We start from the raw sequence: 17,635 nt of genomic DNA on the forward strand, positions 1-17,635 counted from the left end.
TCCGTGCGGCCTGGCATACCATCGGATTTCATGAGGCTGGCGGATCTGCTCGCACGCGACGACCTGCGGCTGACGCTGGTGACAGGTGACGCCGCACTCGACCGCGAGATCCGGCGCGCCTACCCGACCGACCTGCCCGACCCCCGCCGCTACCTGCGGCCCGGCGACCTGGTGCTGACCAGCGGCGTCTGGTACACCGGGCCGCCCGACTGCGAGCGCTTCGCCGACGCGCTGTGGGCCAGCGACGCCGCCGGCCTGGTCGTGGGCCTGATCGTGCTCGGCGAGCTGCCGCGGGAGCTGGTCAAGGCGTGCGAGCTGCGCCGGCTGCCGCTGCTGCTGGCGGCTCCCGACCAGTCGTTCGGCACGATCACCGAGGTGGTGACCGTCGAGGGGTTCGCCGCCGAGCAGCGCAGGGCCGAGCGAGTCAGGGCGCAGACGCTGCTCGACGTCCTCGGCCAGATCCCGCCCGGCGAGGTCTCGGCGCACATGCGGCTGCTCGGCGCCGACCCCGGCCTGCCGACCGCGGCCATGGCGGTCACCCAGACCGGCGGCCCCGAGCTCGACCTTCCGGAGTTGCTGCACGAGGGTCTGGTGAGGAAGGGGCGGCACCTGATCGTCGGCGGCACGCCGCGGGAGGCGATCGTGCTGGTCAACGGCCGGGCCTCGCGCAAGAGCCTGGCCGACGAGCTGCGCGGGCTGGTCGCCGGGCGGCCGGGAGTGAGCATCGCGGCCGGCATCAGCGAGATGGCGGCCAGCGTGTCGCAACTCGGCGAGGCGCTGGAGACGGCCAGGCGCGGCATGGAGTCGGCCAAGGGCGGTCCCGGGCCGGTGTCGATCATGTCGGTGGCCGACATCGACAGCTTCGACCTGCTGCTGGCCTCACTGCCGGCGGGCGTGCGCAGGTCGTTCCGTGACCGCCTGCTGGCGCCCGTCGAGGACTACGACGCGCGGCACGGCTCCGAGCTGCTGCGCACGCTCGACCTCTTCCTGGAGACCTGCGGATCGTGGCAGCGCACGGCCGACGAGCTGTACGTCCACGTCAACACGCTGCGTTACCGGATGCAGCGGATCGAGGAGCTCACCGGCCGGCGCGTGTCGTCGATGCGCGACCGTACGGACCTCTACCTGGCGCTGCGGTCAGGGCAGCCCACCCGCGACGACGGCGCCCCGTGACACGACGGCCACGATGTTGCCGGTGGCCAGGTCGGCGATGCGCTCCCACGGCCGGCCGCGCAGCACGATGAGGTCGGCGCCCAGCCCGGGCGCGATCCTGCCCACGGGCATGCCGATCGAGTCGGCCGCGTCCGAGGTGGCCGCGCGCAGCGCCGACGCCGCGTCCATGCCGAGGATCCCGGCCATGTGGCGGACCTCGGCGAGCTGGTCGCCGAACTGCACGTGGTGGCCGTTCGCGTCGGTGCCCAGCACGAACCGCACGCCGAGCGCGGCCGCCTGGGCGAGCAGCACGTCACGGGTGGCGACGAGCTCGGCGGCCTTGGCCCTGGCCTCGGGGGTGACCGGGACGCGGCCTTCGGCGATGGCCTCGTTGATGAGCAGCGTCGGGGCCACGGGGGTGCGGCGGGCGGCCAGGACCTCGGCCAGGTCGGTGCTCATGAGGGTGCCGTGCTCGATCGAGTCGACGCCCTCCTCGACGGCCACCCGGATGCCCTCCTCGGAGTGGGCGTGGGAGGCGACCGGCATGCCGAGGGCGTGTGCCTCGTCCACGACGGCTCTGATCTCGTCGCGGGTGTAGTTGCGCCAGGCGTTCCTGTCGCCGATCGACAGCACGCCGCCGCTGGTGGTGAGCTTGATGCCGTCCATGCCGGCCCTGGCCCAGCTGCGTACGAGCTTGCGGCACTCGTCGGGCCCGTCGGCCGTGGGCTTGCGCTGCGGCGAGGCGGGCGGCACGAACAGGTCGTTGTGCCCGGCGGTCATCCCCACCACGCCGTGCACCTGGATGCGCGGCCCCTGCAGCACCCCGGCGTCGAAGGCCCGGCGCAGCGCGACCTGGGCCTCGTCGCCCGCCAGGTCGCGCAGCGTCGTGACGCCGTGCCGCATGGCCCGCTGGGCGTGGGCCACGCCGTGCAGCACCTGCTCGTCGCGCGTGGTGACCAGCGGCCACGTCGCGAAGTCGGGCGGGTCGCCGGGGCCGGCGTGGCCGATCAGATGGACGTGCGTGTCCACCAGGCCGGGGATGACGCACAGGTCGTCGTGGCGCGGCGCGGCGGGGGTCACGTCGATGATCCGGTCGGGCTCCCAGCTCAGGTCGACAGGGCCGCGAAGTTCGGTACCGTCCCAAAGGGGGATTCCGTCGAGTCTCATTTCACGCCCGACGCTACCGGAGCCCCCGGGCCGCTGGAGGGATCTACGGTCCTCGACCCCCGCTCTCGTAGGGACCTACAGGGGCCGCCAGCGGTTTTTCCCGCCATCCCGCGCGACGGCCGTCCGCCCGGCCAGAAGTCCGAAAATACCGTCACTTGATGGTAATAATCGGTAGATAACGTCCTGACCTGCACCTTCACGGCCGCTCAAGGAGAATCATGGCTACCTTCGACCGTCGCGCGTTCCTGCGGACGACAGGCCTGGCCGGTCTGGCGCTCGGTCTGGCCGCCTGCGGCGAAAGCGGCTCGCCGGCCGGCTCCTCCTCCGGCGGCGGGCTGGGCTCGGTCAAGCTCCAGCTCTCCTGGAAGAAGAACGTCGAGTTCGCCGGCGAATACTTCGCCGACAGCAAGGGCTACTACAAGGCCGCCGGGTTCTCCCAGGTCGAGCTGCTGTCGGGCGGCGGCTCCGGCACCTCGGTCGAGTCGGGACTGGCCACCGGGCGCTGCTGGGCGGGCCTGTCCGCGCCCACCATCACCGCCCCCGCCGTGCTGCAGGGCGCCCCGCTGAAGATCGTCGGCGCCACCTTCCAGAAGAACCCGTTCGCCATCATCTCCCTGAGCAAGAACCCGATCGAGAGCGCCGAGGACCTGGCCGGCAAGAAGATCGGCGTCCAGGACTCCAACGAGCTGGTCTGGAACGCGCTGCTCAAGGCCAACGGCATCGACGAGGGCAGCGTGACGCGGGTGCCGTTCCAGTCCGACCCCTCGATGCTGACCTCCGGGCAGCTCGACGGCTACGTCGGCTTCGTCACCAGCGGCCCCGTACGGCTGAAGATGGAGGGCCACGACGCCACCCACCTGCTGCTCGCCGACGCCGGCCTGCCGCTGGTCGCCGAGACGTTCACGGTCACCCAGGAGACCATCGACAACGAGCGCGACAAGCTCAAGGCGTTCCTGACCGCCGAGATCAAGGGCTGGAAGGACGCCGTCGCCGACCCGGCCAAGTCGGCCGAGCTGGCCGCCACCGTCTACGGCAAGGACCAGAACCTCGACGTCAAGGAGCAGACCGAGGAGGCCAAGATGCAGAACGAGCTCATCGTCACCCCCGACGTCAAGGCCAACGGCCTGTTCACGATGACGCCCGAGCTGATCGAGCAGAACATCGCCTCGCTGGCCAAGGCAGGCCTGACCATCAAGGCCGAGCAGCTGTTCGACCTGACCGTCCTGGACGAGATCTACAAGGCCGACCCGAGCCTGAAGCTGTCATGAGCGATTCTGCCGAGGCCATCGACGAGCACGGCGCCGGCATCAGCGTCACCGGGCTGAGCAAGACGTTCGGCAAGGGCCTGACCGCCGTCGACGGCGTGGACCTCCGTACGCCGAAGGGCTCGTTCCTGTCGCTGCTCGGCCCGTCCGGCTGCGGCAAGTCGACGGTGCTGCGCATGCTCGCCGGGCTGGAGCAGCCCACCGGCGGCGAGATCCGGGTGAACGGCGAGACGCCCGCCGAGCTGCGCAGGAGCCACCACCTCGGCATCGCCTTCCAGGACTCGGCCCTGCTGGCCTGGAGGAGCGTCGCCGCCAACATCCGGCTGCCGCTGGAGGTCGCCGGGATCCGGCCCGAGCCCGGCGTCATCGACGACCTGATCAAGCTGGTCGGCCTCGAAGGGTTCGAGAAGGCCAGGCCCGCCGAACTGTCGGGGGGCATGCGCCAGCGCGTCTCCATCGCCCGCGCGCTCGTCGTCAAGCCCAGCGTGCTGCTGCTCGACGAGCCGTTCGGCGCCCTCGACGACATGACCAGGCAGCGGCTCAACCTGGAGCTGCTGCGCATCTGGACGGAGAAGCCCGCCACCACGCTGATGGTCACCCACGGGATCGGCGAGGCGATCTTCCTGTCGGACGTGGTCGCCGTCATGAGCCCGCGCCCCGGCCGGATCGTCGAGCTGGTGGAGATCGGCCTGCCGCGCCCGCGCACGCCCGGCATGATGCGTACGCCGGAGTTCCACGCCCTGCACGACCACCTCAGCGACCTGCTGTTCGGGCACGGCTCATGAGAAGGGCGCAGGGGCTGGCCGGCGTCGTCGCCCTGGTCGTGCTGTGGTGGCTGATGGCCGTGACGGTGTTCGCCGGCGGCGGAGCGGTGCCCACGCCGTGGGCCGTGCTGGCCGGGATGGGCGAGGACGGGTGGGCCTTCTACGGCCCCAACGTCATCGCCACCGTGTCCGCGGCGGCGCAGGGCTTCCTGTGGGGCAACGGGCTGGCCATCGGCGTGGCGCTGCTGGTGCTGCTCGTGCCCCGGCTCGAAGCCGTCGCCACCCAGCTCGCCGTGATCAGCTACTGCATCCCGCTGCTCGCCATCGGCCCCATCGTGCTGGTCGTCTTCGGCGGCGAGGCCACCGTGGTGTTCCTGGCCGCCATCTCCGTCTTCTTCACGACGCTCATCGGCGCCCTGCTCGGGCTGCGCTCCGCCGACCAGGCCGGCCTCGACCTCGTCACCGTCTACGGCGGCGGCCGCCTGGCCAGGCTCCGCTACGTGCAGGTCATCTCCGCCCTGCCCAGCACGTTCGCCGGTCTGCGGATCTCCGCGCCCTCCGCGCTGCTCGGCGCGATCATCGGCGAATATCTCGGCAGCAACGACCAGGGGCTCGGCGTCTCCCTGATGATCTCGCAGCAGCAGTTCCAGGTGCCGCGGACATGGGGGCTGGCGCTCGTGGCGGGGCTGATCGCCGGTCTCGGGTACGCAGTCGTCGCGCTCGTCGCCCGCGTGGTCACCCCGTGGTCGAAAGGCGAGGTGCCGTGATCGGCCGTACCATCCTGCGGGTCGTCGGGCCGCTCGCGCCCTGCGTGGTCATCGTCGTGGCCGCGTGGTGGCTGGCGCTGGAGGCGTTCGGCATCAGCCCGCTCGTGGGCAAGCGCCCGCCCCAGGTGTGGGACTACCTGACCGCGTCGGCGGCCCACCGCGAGGCCGTGTTCGGCGCGCTGGGCATCACCGTCAGGGACGCCGCCATCGGGTTCGCCTCGGGGATGGTCGCCGCGATGGCCGTCGCGGTGACGTTCGTGCTGTTCAGGACCGTGGAGCAGACGTTCATGCCGGTCGCGATGTTGCTGCGCTCGGTGCCGCTCGTGGTGATGACGCCGCTGATCACGCTGATCTTCGGCAGGGACCTGGTGGGCGTCGCCGTCATCGGCGGCATCGTGGTGTTCTTCCCCGCGCTGGTCAACATCGTCTTCGGGCTGAGATCGGCCTCGCCGCAGGCCACCGACCTGGTCATGGCCTACGGCGGCACCCGCATGACCGTCCTGCGCAAGGTGGCCGTGCCGACGGCGATGCCCGCGGTCTTCGCCTCGGCCAGGATCTCGGTGCCGGCCTCGATCATCGGCGCGCTCATCGCCGAATGGCTGGCCACCGGCGAGGGGATCGGCGCGGAGATCCTGCGCGCGATCGCCGGGTTCCGCTACGACGAGGTGTGGGCGGACATCGTGGTGGTCACGACCGTGTCGATCCTCGCGTACGCGGTCGTCGGCGTGGTCGAGTCGCTGGTGCTGGCCCGCTTCTCCGACCGGGCCTGACCGGAGGGAGGACGCGGGCCCGGCCGCGGTCCTTTGTGCGGGGGGAGGCGCGGCCGGGCCCGCCCGGAGGGGAGCGTGTGGGCGTGCGGTGGGAACCGGCGCTGAGGCCGGTGAAGCCCGACGCTCCCTTGGCTTCGGCGGGCTTGAGCAGGGCTTCAGCGGGCGGCGAAGATCTGGGTCCAGGCTTGCTTCTCGGCGCTGTATCCGACGCCGATGTGGGTGAACGAGCAGTTGAGGATGTTCTTGCGGTGGCCTGGGCTCTTCAGCCAGTCCTTGAGCACCGTGGCGGCGGCGGGGTAGCCCATGGCGACGTTCTCGGCGATCAGGCTGTAGGAGAAGCCGACCGCCTTGATGCGCTCGGCGAACGTGCGCCCGCCGGAGGTGTGCCTGAGACGCCCCTTGGCCGCCATGTCCGCCGAGTGGCGCTCGGCTGCGAGGTGCAGCCTGGGGTCGTGGGCCAGGGGCTTGCAGTCGTTCCCGGCCCGCGCCTTGTTGGTGAGCTTGACGAGCGCCTCCTCGATCGCCGAGGCGAACTCGCCGCACGCCAGCCGCACCGCGCGCGACCTGGCTGTGTGCCCCTTGGCGTCGAGCGCGATCACGTAGTAGGTGCGCGGGGTGGTGGTGCAGCGCACCTGCGCGGAGACCGAGCCGGTCCTGACGGTCCTGGAGCCGCTCTTGACGACCCGGTCGGGGCCCGGCACGGCCATCGCGACGCGTACCCGGAGCAGTGCCTTGCCGGAGCAGCCCGCCCTGGTGGCCGTGCCGCGGACGAAGCCGTGGGAGAGCGTGGGCTTGGCCGCGGCTACCCGGCAGGCCTGCGCGCTCGTGGCGGCCGCCTGCGCGGCCGGTGCGGGGAAGGTCAGCGCCGCCAGACTCCCGAGGCAGGCCCATGCCTTGAGCTGTCTGCGCATTCTCTCCTCCGGGTCGGCGGTTCCACACAAGGTCGAACCGCATTCTGGCGCTCCAGAGTCGGCTATGTCCTGAAAAGACCGCTCCAAGTGGCTGAATCGTGATGCGGCCCGCGTTATCGGGGTAAACCGCGGCGGCCCCCTGCGCGTCGGGAGGCCGCCACGTTGATCAGCACAAGATGATCAGCACTGCGCGGGCTTGAGCCAGGAGCACTCCAGGTCGCCCGCCGGGCCCGGGTCCGTGGCGCGGAGCTGGGCGGGGTCACCGCCCGCCGAGGTACGGGAGAACTGGGCGAGGCGTACGGCGATCTTGTCCTCGATGTCCTTGGGCGAGCCCGACAGGTACTGGTTCAGCATGATCGAGAAGATCAGCGGCTCGCCGTCGGCGCTGGTGACGTAGCCGGACAACGCCGTGACCCCGGTCAACGAGCCCGTCTTGGCGCGCACGTTGCCCGCGGCGGCGGTGTCGCGCATCCGGCTGCGCAGCGTGCCGCCGACGAAACGATCGGCGTTGCCCGCGACGGGCAGCGACGCGTACCAGGTGTCGAACCACGGCTTGCCGCGTACGGCCGACAGGAACTCCACGATCGAGCCGGGCGAGAAGCCGTCGCGGCGCGACAGCCCCGAGCCGTCACGCATGTTGATCACCTGAGCCCCGTTGGCCTTGGCGAAGTCGGTGGTGACCTTGAGCCCGGCCGCCCACGTGCCCTGGTTCGCCGCCTTGCGGCCCATGGCCTTGGTGAGGATCTCGGCGTGGATGTTGTTGCTCAGCTTCATGAACGGCACCAGCAGCTCGCCCAGCGTCATCGACTCGTGCGCGGCCAGCTCCTTGGCGCCCTCGGGCGCCGCGCCGGTCACCGTGCGGCCGAGCACCTTGACGCCGTGCCTGGCCAGCGATTCCCGGAAGAGCGAGGAGGCGTAGGCCGTGGGGTCGTCGACGGCCACCCACTCCTGGTACGGGTCCGCGACCGTACCGGTGATCACGACGGTGCGGGTGCCGTGCTGCCGCTCGATGAGCACGTCGGTCTCGGAGCCCGCCGTCGCCCGGTTGACGATCTTCAGGTAACCGGTGTCGGGCGTGGTGGTCACCTTGACCTTGCCGTCCTCGGCCGTCACCGCGACGATCACCGAGCCGGCGTCGTAGTCCTTGTCGGGGGAGGCGGTCAGGGCCGAGATCGGGGCCGCGTAGTACGCGGTCTCGTCGTCCCAGGCCCAGTCGTTGCCGAGCCGCCGCGCGTCGAACCAGGTGTCGTCGGCCACGAGCTTGCCGGTGACGACCTTGACGCCGGCGCCGGCCACCTCGGCGGCCAGCGCGTCGTAGTCCTCGGCCAGCATGGTCGGGTCGCCGGTGCCGCGCAGCACCAGGTCGCCGGTCAGCACCTTGCCGGCCTTGCGCCCGGTGCTCAGCACGCTGGTGGCGAAGCGGTAGTCGAGCCCGAGCGTCTCGGCCGCCGCGGCCGAGGTGAACAGCTTGGTGTTGGACGCCGGGATCAGCAGCTTGCCGGCGTCGGTGGCGTACAGTTCCTCGCCGCTCTCCGCGCTCTTGACGACGACGCCCGCCCTGGCGATCGTGAGCCGCGAGTCGCTGAGGATCTGGTTGAGGTCCTGGGTCAGGTCGGCCACGCCCACCGAGGGGTCGAGCGCGACGGCCGGTGAGGAAGGGCTGGACGCCCACGCGAGGGCCGCGACGAGCGCGCCCGCGACGAGGGATGCTGAGGTGCGCCGCATGGGGTCTCCATAAGAACGACTGGGGGATCGCCTGCAGCATGGAGCAGCACCGTCAGCCTGTAATCCGCAAATCTCCGTATTTATTGGAGAATGCGCGAGCGCTCACATCGACGGCAGGCCCGACGTGAGCAGAAAACCGCAGTCTCCGAACGAGATCTCGTCACCCGACCTGACCCGGGCGGGCCCCACCAGCCGCCACCCGTTGAGCCGGGTGCCGTTGAGCGAGCCAAGGTCGACCAGCAGCCACCCGTCGCTCTCGCGCCGCAGCTCGGCGTGCACGCGGGAGACCGTCAGGTCCGACAGCACGAGGTCGCAGGCCGAACCCCTGCCCACCACGTAACGCAGCCGGTCGTCGTCGGGCAGCGCCAGCCGGGGCAGCCGCGGCCGCCGCCACGCCGACTGCACCCTGGTGGTGAACTCCGACACCGACGCCACCGCGTCGGTCAGCCGCTGCCTGAGCGTCGCCCGCCGCGGCAGGTCGGCCACCACCTCATCGAGCTCGTGGCGGTTCCGTGCTCTGAGCACCTGGTCGACCCGGCCCACGAACGTGTCGTGGGAAATGCGCCCCTCTACGGCGCGATCTCTGAGCTCGTCGATCGCACGGTCGCGTTCCCCATCCGAGGCACGAAAGGGCGGAAGCGTGGAGCTCATGTAGCGAGTATCGGCCTGAACCGCGTTCCCTGTCCAGAATACGCGGATCGGTGGTGATGACCGTCCTGCACGCGCATGCCTGTCACCCACGTTGACCAGGCACGCCGGCGTCGCCGTGCGGCCGGGTCCGTCACGCGGACGCGTCCGGCTCCGGCGCGCCGGGTGGCGCGAGGCGGTATCTCAGCGTCATCACCACCGACGTCAGGATGATCAGCGCGGGGACCGTGGTCTGCCCGATGAGCACCGCGGTCACCGCGCTCTCCGGCTGCTCGACCGGCCTGCTCGGCTCGGACTCGATGAAGCCGCCGAGCGACAGGATGACGCCGAAGACCAGCGCGCCGAACGAGCTGACCCCGCTCTCGATGGCCGTCCACAACCCGGTCAGCACGCCCGCCCTGCGCTTGCCGGTCTTCGCCGCGTCCACCGCGATCACGTCCGCCAGCATGGAGAACAGCAGCAGTTGCACGCCCGCGATGCCCACGCCGACGACGAGGATCGTCACGTGCGCGTACAACGAGCCGAAGAGCGGGGTGGCCATGGCCGCCGCGGTGCCGCCCCCGAACATCAGCGCGGCCAGCACCATCGCGCCGCGCTTGTCGAACCGCCTGGACAGCCGCACCCACAGCGGCATCGTCAGCAACATCGGGCCGACCAGCGCCGCGAACAGCGTCTGCGTGGCGTCCGGCGTGCCGATCGTGTAGGTGGCGAAGTACGGCGCCGCCGCCAGCATCATGCTGACGGCCAGCATCTGCGTGCAGGCCAGCGCCGTGATCCAGAGGAACGGCGCGTTGCCCTTGATCGCCGCGAACTGCTCCCGCCATCCGCCCCGGTCGGGCTCGGGCGCGCCGGTCATCGGGGCGCGGGCGGTGCCGAAGAACGAGCCCAGCATCGAGACCAGCAGGATGGCCGCGATCGTGGCGGCCATCAGCCGGTAGCTGCCGAGCGTGCCGTCGCCGCCCTGGCTGGTGACGATGGCCGGCGCCAGCACGCCGCTGATGGCGGTGGCCGCGCCGATGAAGATCATCCGCCACTGGAGCAGCGAGGTGCGTTCGTGGTAGTCGTGCGTCATCTCGCCGGGCATCGCCTTGTACGGCACCTCGAACAGCGCGTACGCCGTCGCCGTGGCCAGGAAGCACACCCCGACGTACAGCGCGGCGGGCACGCCGGTCAGCGGCGGTCCGGCGAAGACCAGGAAGAACGCGATCGGCAGCGTGCAGGCGCCGGCGAGCAGCCAGGGCCGGCGCGGGCCGAGCCGCGATCTGGTCCGGTCGGACCAGCGGCCGACCAGCGGATTGATCACCAGGTCCCAGGCCTTGGGCGCGGTCACGACCACCCCGGCCAGCCACGCGGGAACGGCCAGGAAGTTCGTCATGTAGTACAGCAGGAGCAGCCCGGGCACGGCGCCCACGGTGGCGGTGCAGAACGACCCCACACCGTAGCCGACGCGTACGCCCCGGGGGACCGTGGAGACGCTCGCCGCCGGTGCGATCATGCCCTCATTGAAGCCCAGCAGAGCGTTGTTCGGTAGGGCCCAGTTCCGGCGCGGCGAGGCGGGCCCGGATCGACCGGGCCCTTCACACGTGGGTCAGCCGCGGACGTCGGCGCACACCACGTGCGCGCCGATCTCGATCATCCGGCGTTCGCTGTGCGTGTCGGCCACCCTGGCCATGAGGATCGGCGCGCCGGACGCCGCGAACTGCGGCAGCCTGGCCCGCACCAGGCGGTGCAGGTCGCGTACGACGTCCTCGGCGGCGGACATGTGCACCTTCACGTGGAGCATGATGCCGGGGGCGCCGGATGCTGTGCTCGCCTCGGAGATCCACACGTGGTGCACGAGCGGGAAGTCCATGAGCAGTTGCGCGATCGCCTGCCGCAGCGCGGGCAGGATCGGGTGCGTGCACCGCCGGTAGCCGGGGTCCACCTGCTGCATGGGCCCCGACAGGTGCGGCCGGGGCGCGGGCACCCACGGGAACGCGGGCGCCTGGGTGGAGGGCGGTGCGACCTGGGCCAGCGCGGCACCGCGCGAGACGGTGGCCATGGCTCCCGTGGCGTAGGCGGCGGGGGCCGCCCCCGACAGTACGGGCGTCGGTCCGCTGCGCGTCGAGGTGAGGAAGCGCTGGAGATCGTCGATGGGCACGGCCGCGGCGGCTGGTCCGGCCGCGTCGATCACGATCTCCCGCACGCCGGTGACGCGCTGGATGTCCAGGATGGTGTCGGCGTCACACGCCGACAGGGAATGGCTGCCGCGGTGCCTGGCATAGGTGGCAGGGCCGGTGTAGCCGAGCAGGACCCGGTCACCGGCTTGCGTCGTCCCCAGGACGACTGAACGGTCTGTTCGGACTGCCACCAGGATTCCACCGTCGGCGAGAGCGCCCAGCAGGCGATGGGGGGTGCCATGCTGGGCGAGCACGTCGGCAAGCGCAGGATTCCCGATGCTCATATGACGAACCATAGGTAGTCGGCCACGGCTTATCAGGCTAATGGCGAAGAAATCTCCCGATCAAGACAAAGACGGCCGCGATATGGATGAGTTTGCCGCCCGGTGGGTACGGCCGACCCTGTCCCACATCGTGGGTCCCTCGTGAACGCGTTCACAAGCGACCGTTAGACTCTGTGGGACCGTCGGGGGGCCGTACGTGTGACGAGTCCCCCGAAGCCCGCCTGTCCCGGAGGATCCACACCCGTGAACAAGCCCGTCGTTCTGGTCGCAGAGGAGCTGTCCGAGGCCGGCCTCGCCGTGCTCGGCGCTGATTTCGAGGTCCGCCACACCGACGGCGCCGACCGTTCCCAGCTGCTGCCCGCACTCGCCGGCGTGGACGCGCTGATCGTCCGCTCCGCCACGCAGGTCGACGCCGAGGCCATCGCCGCGGCGCCCAAGCTGCGCGTGGTCGCCCGCGCCGGCGTCGGCCTCGACAACGTCGACGTCGAGGCCGCCACCAAGGCCGGTGTCATGGTCGTCAACGCGCCGACCTCCAACATCACCAGCGCCGCCGAGCAGACCCTCGCGCTCATCCTGGCCAGCGCGCGCAACACGGCCCAGGCGCACGCCGCGCTGAAGAACGGCGAGTGGAAGCGGTCGAAGTACACCGGTGTCGAGCTCGACGAGAAGGTCGTCGGCATCCTCGGCCTCGGCAAGATCGGCCAGCTCGTGGCCCAGCGCCTGCAGCCGTTCGGCGTCGAACTGATCGCCTACGACCCCTACCTGCCGCCGGCCCGCGCCGCGCAGATGGGCGTGAAGCTGCTGTCCCTCGACGAGGTGCTCAAGCAGGCCGACTTCATCACCGTGCACCTGCCGAAGTCGAAGGAGACGGTCGGGCTCATCGGCGACGACGAGCTGCACAAGGTCAAGCCCAACGTGCGCATCGTCAACGTCGCCCGCGGCGGCATCGTCGACGAGGCCGCCCTCTACTCGGCCATCAAGGAGGGGCGGGTCGCGGGGGCGGGCCTCGACGTGTACGCCAAGGAGCCGTGCACGGACAGCCCGCTGTTCGAGCTCGACCAGGTCGTCGCCACGCCGCACCTGGGCGCCTCCACGCACGAGGCCCAGGAGAAGGCCGGCACCCAGGTCGCGCGGAGCGTGAAGCTGGCGCTGGCGGGCGAGTTCGTCCCCGACGCGGTCAACGTCCAGGGCGGCGTGGTGGCCGAGGACGTCAAGCCGGGCCTGCCGCTGGCCGAGAAGCTCGGCCGGGTGTTCACCGCGCTGGCCGGCGAGGTCGCGACCAAGCTCGACGTCGAGGTGCGGGGCGAGATCGCGGCGCAGGACGTCCGGGTGATCGAGCTGGCCGCGCTGAAGGGCGTGTTCGCCGACGTGATCGAGGAGCAGGTCACGTACGTCAACGCGCCGCTGCTGGCCAAGGACCGCGGCATGAACGTCGAGCTGGTGACCAGCTCGGAGAGCCCCGACTGGCGCAACGTGGTGACCGTGCGGGGCGTGCTGGCCGACGGCCGCCACGTCTCGGTGTCGGGCACGCTCTCCGGCCCCCGCCAGATCACGAAGATCGTCGAGGTCAACGGCTACGAGATGGAGATCGAGCCGACGGCCCACCTGTCGTTCTTCACCTACACCGACCGTCCCGGCATCGTGGGCGTGGTCGGCCGCCTCCTCGGCGAGCACGGCATCAACATCGCCTCGATGCAGGTGGCCAGGTCGGTCAAGGGTGGCAAGGCGCTCATCGCGCTGACCGTCGACACCGCGATCCCGGCCGACGTGGTCGACCAGATCGTGGCCGAGATCGGCGCCGAGAGCGGCCGCTCGGTGGACCTGGAGGACTGACCTCCCCCGGTCGTACGAGGCCGCCGTCCCGCAGGGGGCGGCGGCCTTTCGCGTCTCAGCATGCAAGATAGTAGGACGTCCAACGAGACGGCTGAGGTACTGTAGCGGAGATGCGCCAGGTGCTCGTACTTATTACCTGCCGCGGCGGGGCCTGTTAGGGCAGGTCGACGACTCGCCGCGGTGAATGGCGCTGCGTCGGCCGTTGAGACCCTTTCCTCCGGTCCGTCACCCCGGACCGCGAGAGCAGACCCGCCCGGATTCGTGACCGGAGTCCGGCTTTCCATCGGAAACGCATCCGCGAAATGAGATGAGTCACATGTACGAGATGTATGCCTGGAACCGTGCGGAAGAACACGACGACGAGGCCGCCGAGGCCCTGCAGACCGCGCTGGACCGCAGGGACAACGGCGGCGCCCCGCAGGGTTCCGGCCGCTAGCTCGGGACGTGGCCTGGGCGCCCCCCGCGTGCCCGGGCCGCCGAACCGTCCGCAAGCTGAGATGATGTGTTCGTCAGTCGAGACGAGCCGGTAAGGTAACCACCCATGGAGTCGCGTAACATCCGCTTGGCCGTCATCCCGGGAGACGGCATCGGCGCCGAGGTCGTGGCCGAAGGACTCAAGGTCCTGGAGGCCGTGGGCACCAAGATCGAGCCCACCCACTACGACCTGGGGGCAGCCCGCTATCACCGCACCGGAGAGACTCTGCCCGACGCGGTGCTCGAGGAGTTGCGCGGCTACGACGCGATCCTGCTCGGCGCGGTCGGCGACCCCAGCGTGCCGCCCGGCGTCCTCGAGCGCGACCTGCTGCTGCGGCTCCGCTTCGCGTTCGACCACTACGTCAACCTCCGCCCGGTCAAGCTGTTCCCCGGCGTGCGGACGCCGCTGGCCGGCTCGTCGGCCGACGACATCGACATGATCGTCGTCCGTGAGGGCACCGAGGGCCTCTATGCCGGCACCGGCGGCGTCATGCGGCGCGGCACGCCCCACGAGATCGCCACGCAGGAGTCGCTCAACACCGCCCACGGCGTCGAGCGCGTGGTGCGCTACGCGTTCGAGAAGGCGCGGTCCCGCCCGCGCAAGAAGCTCACCCTGGTCCACAAGACCAACGTCCTCACCTACGCCGGCGACCTGTGGCAGCGCACGGTCGACCGCGTGGCCGGCGACTACCCCGACGTCGCCACCGACTACGCCCACATCGACGCGGCCTCGATGTTCTTCGTGAGCCAGCCCGAGCGCTTCGACGTGGTCGTCACCGACAACCTGTTCGGCGACATCATCACCGACCTCGGCGCGGCCATCGCCGGCGGCATCGGCCTGGCGGCCAGCGGCAACATCAACCCCGAGCGCACCGCGCCCAGCATGTTCGAGCCGGTGCACGGCAGCGCCCCCGACATCGCCGGGCAGGGCAAGGCCGACCCGACCGCGACCATCCTGTCCGTCGCCATGCTCCTCGACCACCTCGGCCTGCACGCGGAGGCGGCGAGGGTCGAGCAGGCGGTCGCCGCCGACATCGCCGAGCGGCGTCCCGGCCGCGGCACCCACGAGATCGGTGACGACATCACCGCGCGAGTATCCGGCTAGGACCGCCTAGCCCCGCGAGCGCCTGGCGATCCGACACGGACCGCCAGGCGCTTTTTGGCGTGTCAACGGCCTGACCACCCCAACGGCCGCTTGCCATCCCATATAGCGAGACAATAGGAAGTACGGGCTGCTCTTTTCGGGGCGGCACTGCTCGACACCGCACTTCAGCGGCCCCCGTTCGTAGATTCGCAGAGAGAAGGACCGCCGTCATGACCATCGCTCAGAAGCTCAGCTTCGACGTGCAGCTATCCGACCACGCGCGCACCGCGGCCGAGCGGGAGCAGGTACTGGCGAACCCCGGCTTCGGGCAGACCTTCACCGACCACATGATCTCGATCGACTACACCGAGGGTGAAGGCTGGCACGACGCCCGGCTCATGCCGTACGGGCCGCTCTCCCTCGACCCGGCCACGTCGGTCTTCCACTACGCCCAGGAGCTGTTCGAAGGGCTCAAGGCCTACCGGCAGACCACGGGCTCGATCGTGGCCTTCCGCCCCTACGCGAACGCGGGCCGCTTCAACCGCTCCGCGGCCCGCATGGCCATGCCCGAGCTGCCCGAGGAGACGTTCGTCGAATCGCTTGAGCTGCTCGTGCAGACCGACAGGGAATGGGTGCCGACGACCGAGGGGCACAGCCTCTACCTGCGTCCCTTCATGATCGCCACGCAGGCGGGGCTCGGCGTCAACTACCCGTCCAAGTCCTACAAGTACATGGTCATCGCCTCTCCCGCGGCCTCCTACTTCACCGGCGGGCTCAAGCCCGTCTCGGTCTGGCTCTCGACCGAGTACACCCGCGCCGCCCCCGGCGGCACCGGCTTCGCCAAGTGCGGCGGCAACTACGCGGCCGCGTTCGTGGCGCAGCGGCAGGCGGTGGAGAACGGCTGCGACCAGGTGGTGTGGCTGGACGCCCACGAGCACAACTACGTCGAGGAGATGGGCGGAATGAACCTGTTCTTCGTCTTCGGCGACAAGCTCGTCACGCCCGAGCTGACCGGCACCCTGCTGCCCGGCATCACCCGTGACTCGATCCTGCAACTGGCCGGCGACCTCGGCCTGGAGACCGAGGAGCGGCTCATCTCGGTCGAGGAGTGGCAGGCGGGCTGCGCGTCGGGCGAGCTCACGGAGGTGTTCGCGTGCGGGACGGCGGCCGTGGTGACGCCGGTCGGCACCGTCAAGGGCGCCGACCGTTCCTGGACGGTGGCCGACGGCGCCCCCGGGCCGGTCACCATGCGGGTGCGCGACGAACTCGTCGGCATCCAGTACGGCTCCCGCCCCGACTCCCACCACTGGGTGCACAAGATCGTCTAGCCGGTGATCCCCCGGGGGCGGCGCTCCCGGGGGTCACATCAGCCGCGCCGTGTCGACGGCGAGCCCCCACGGATCGGGCAACGCCAGCGGCTCGCCCGCGGCCACCACGACCTCCGTGGCGTAGGTCCCGCGGGAGGGGTCGCAGAAGAGCTTGACCGACCGCTGGAACGGGTCGATCACCAGGTAGAGCGGCACCCCGGCGGGGGCGTAGCCGCAGGGCTTGACGTAATAGTCGTCGTAGCCGCTGCCGGCCGAGACGACGTCGGCCAGCAGCAGCGTCGCGTCGCCGTGCACGGCGTGCTCCTCGTGCATCCTCGGGGAGGCCGGCACCACGGTCAGGTCGGGGACGTACCGGTCGGCGTGCTCGCCGAGATAGACGGTGATGTTGGGCCAGATCTCCCAGCCCCGCCCGGCCGCCGCGCCGGCCAGCTGCAGCAGCAGCCGGAAGAGGATCGTGTTGTGCTGCCAGGTGCCGGACTCGTTCACCACGATGCGACCCTTGACCGTCTCCACCCGATATTCGGGAAACAAGTCGCGGGCCGTACGGAAACGCTCTTCGAGTGGCCTGACCATGCCGCCGTCCTCTTGTAGTCACGGGATCACCAAGCGTAGGGCCTGGCGCCCGTGCCGGGCGGCGATTCCGTGGTACGGCTATCTCTTCCTGATCATGGTCATCCCGTCCGCGATGGGCAGCATGTGCACCGTCACCCGCGGATCCTTGATCACCAGGTCGTTGAACCGGCGGATGTGCACGGTCGTGGCCTCGTCGCGCGTGGGATCGGCGACGTGCCCCCGGCGCAGCGTGTTGTCCGCGACCAGCAGCCCGCCGGGCCGCATGCGGCTGATGAGCAGCTCGTAGTAGCCGGGGTAGTTCTCCTTGTCGGCGTCGAGGAAGGCCAGGTCGATCGTCTCGTCGAACGCGGCGAGCGTCTCCAGGGCGGGTCCGAGGGTGAGCGTCACCCGGTCGGCGACGCCGGCCTCCTGCCAGTAGCGGCGCGCCATGGCCGTCCACTCCTCGCTCACGTCGAAGCAGTGCAGCCGCCCGCCGGACAACCCGCGGGCGATGCACACGGACGAGTAGCCGGTGAACGTCCCCACCTCCACGGCCACGCGGGGCGCCATGATCTGTGTGATCATGGTGAGGAAGCCGCCCTGGTCGGGTGAGATCTGCTTGACCGCGTCCTCTCCGGTCGCCTCCGCCGACTCCTTCTCCAGCCTCTCCAGCAGGGGATCGGGCGGCGTGCTGTGCTCGAATACGTATCGCGCGATGTCAGCGTCAAGGAGGTATGTCTTCATGCCGCCAT

At 70.6% G+C, this 17,635-nt stretch carries 16 protein-coding genes; 8 read left to right on the forward strand and 8 right to left on the reverse strand.

The genetic code is table 11. The features are described 5' to 3' along the window. Positions 1-30: 30 nt before the first annotated feature. Positions 31-1,173, forward strand: coding sequence for a helix-turn-helix domain-containing protein (locus ABGA98_RS12970; protein WP_347618488.1), 1,143 nt, complete (start codon positions 31-33; stop codon positions 1,171-1,173). Here the strand turns inward: ABGA98_RS12970 and ABGA98_RS12975 are convergent. Continuing rightward, complete coding sequence (locus ABGA98_RS12975; RefSeq protein ID WP_347618489.1) at positions 1,138-2,319, reverse strand: amidohydrolase family protein; 1,182 nt, start codon at positions 2,317-2,319, stop codon at positions 1,138-1,140. The two genes, ABGA98_RS12970 and ABGA98_RS12975, sit on opposite strands and share 36 nt — an antisense overlap. 218 nt (positions 2,320-2,537) lie before the next feature. On the opposite strand from ABGA98_RS12975, the gene ABGA98_RS12980 reads away from it, so the two are divergent. Genes ABGA98_RS12980 through ABGA98_RS12995 form a run of 4 tightly spaced genes read left to right on the forward strand, consistent with a single transcriptional unit; the run spans position 2,538 to position 5,885 of the window. Beyond that, positions 2,538-3,587: an ABC transporter substrate-binding protein gene (locus tag ABGA98_RS12980; protein ID WP_347618490.1), complete on the forward strand. Its 1,050-nt coding sequence runs from the start codon at positions 2,538-2,540 to the stop codon at positions 3,585-3,587. Then, complete coding sequence (locus ABGA98_RS12985) at positions 3,584-4,369, forward strand: ABC transporter ATP-binding protein (protein WP_347618491.1); 786 nt, start codon at positions 3,584-3,586, stop codon at positions 4,367-4,369. Before ABGA98_RS12980 ends, ABGA98_RS12985 begins: the two co-directional genes overlap by 4 nt. Continuing rightward, positions 4,366-5,115 (forward strand): ABC transporter permease subunit, encoded by a 750-nt coding sequence (locus ABGA98_RS12990; RefSeq protein WP_347618492.1) that lies wholly within the window; start codon positions 4,366-4,368, stop codon positions 5,113-5,115. The genes ABGA98_RS12985 and ABGA98_RS12990 overlap by 4 nt, the downstream gene beginning before the upstream one ends. After that, complete coding sequence (locus ABGA98_RS12995) at positions 5,112-5,885, forward strand: ABC transporter permease subunit (RefSeq protein WP_347618493.1); 774 nt, start codon at positions 5,112-5,114, stop codon at positions 5,883-5,885. Before ABGA98_RS12990 ends, ABGA98_RS12995 begins: the two co-directional genes overlap by 4 nt. A gap of 155 nt (positions 5,886-6,040) precedes the next feature. On the opposite strand, the gene ABGA98_RS13000 is transcribed toward ABGA98_RS12995, so the two are convergent. The 5 genes from ABGA98_RS13000 to ABGA98_RS13020 all read right to left on the reverse strand — a co-directional run bounded on the left by ABGA98_RS13000 (position 6,041) and on the right by ABGA98_RS13020 (position 11,612). Then, entirely contained in the window at positions 6,041-6,796 is a 756-nt protein-coding gene (locus tag ABGA98_RS13000; RefSeq protein WP_347618494.1) for a CAP domain-containing protein, read from the reverse strand. Positions 6,797-6,976: 180 nt separating this feature from the next. After that, a complete protein-coding gene (dacB, locus tag ABGA98_RS13005) occupies positions 6,977-8,521 on the reverse strand; it encodes a D-alanyl-D-alanine carboxypeptidase/D-alanyl-D-alanine-endopeptidase (RefSeq protein ID WP_347618495.1) in 1,545 nt (514 codons plus the stop codon). Between the two features lie 102 nt (positions 8,522-8,623). Further along, positions 8,624-9,172, reverse strand: coding sequence for a DUF1707 and FHA domain-containing protein (locus ABGA98_RS13010; protein WP_347618496.1), 549 nt, complete (start codon positions 9,170-9,172; stop codon positions 8,624-8,626). 130 nt (positions 9,173-9,302) lie between these two features. Continuing rightward, positions 9,303-10,664, reverse strand: coding sequence for an MFS transporter (locus tag ABGA98_RS13015; protein ID WP_347618497.1), 1,362 nt, complete (start codon positions 10,662-10,664; stop codon positions 9,303-9,305). Positions 10,665-10,757: 93 nt separating this feature from the next. After that, positions 10,758-11,612: a hypothetical protein gene (locus ABGA98_RS13020; protein ID WP_347618498.1), complete on the reverse strand. Its 855-nt coding sequence runs from the start codon at positions 11,610-11,612 to the stop codon at positions 10,758-10,760. A gap of 243 nt (positions 11,613-11,855) precedes the next feature. Here ABGA98_RS13020 and serA point away from each other — a divergent pair, with 243 nt between their 5' ends. The 3 genes from serA (at position 11,856) to ABGA98_RS13035 (ending at position 16,331) form a co-directional block, all read left to right on the forward strand. After that, positions 11,856-13,445: a phosphoglycerate dehydrogenase gene (gene serA, locus ABGA98_RS13025; RefSeq protein WP_347618499.1), complete on the forward strand. Its 1,590-nt coding sequence runs from the start codon at positions 11,856-11,858 to the stop codon at positions 13,443-13,445. A 541-nt stretch (positions 13,446-13,986) separates the two neighbouring features. Beyond that, positions 13,987-15,024 (forward strand): 3-isopropylmalate dehydrogenase, encoded by a 1,038-nt coding sequence (locus tag ABGA98_RS13030; protein WP_347618500.1) that lies wholly within the window; start codon positions 13,987-13,989, stop codon positions 15,022-15,024. A 209-nt stretch (positions 15,025-15,233) separates the two neighbouring features. Then, complete coding sequence (locus tag ABGA98_RS13035; protein WP_347618501.1) at positions 15,234-16,331, forward strand: branched-chain amino acid aminotransferase; 1,098 nt, start codon at positions 15,234-15,236, stop codon at positions 16,329-16,331. Positions 16,332-16,364: 33 nt separating this feature from the next. Here ABGA98_RS13035 and ABGA98_RS13040 read toward each other — a convergent pair whose 3' ends face one another. Together ABGA98_RS13040 and ABGA98_RS13045 are read right to left on the reverse strand one after the other, a co-directional pair. Then, the gene (locus ABGA98_RS13040; protein ID WP_347618502.1) at positions 16,365-16,904 is read right to left on the reverse strand and encodes a Uma2 family endonuclease; all 540 of its coding nucleotides are present in this window, start codon (positions 16,902-16,904) and stop codon (positions 16,365-16,367) included. Positions 16,905-16,982: 78 nt separating this feature from the next. Next, positions 16,983-17,627 carry an O-methyltransferase gene (locus ABGA98_RS13045; protein WP_347618503.1) on the reverse strand — a complete coding sequence of 215 codons (645 nt, stop codon included), beginning with the start codon at positions 17,625-17,627 and terminating at the stop codon, positions 16,983-16,985. Positions 17,628-17,635 lie beyond the last annotated feature (8 nt).

Source organism: Nonomuraea sp. B1E8 (genome assembly GCF_039871515.1).
Taxonomy (GTDB): domain Bacteria; phylum Actinomycetota; class Actinomycetes; order Streptosporangiales; family Streptosporangiaceae; genus Nonomuraea.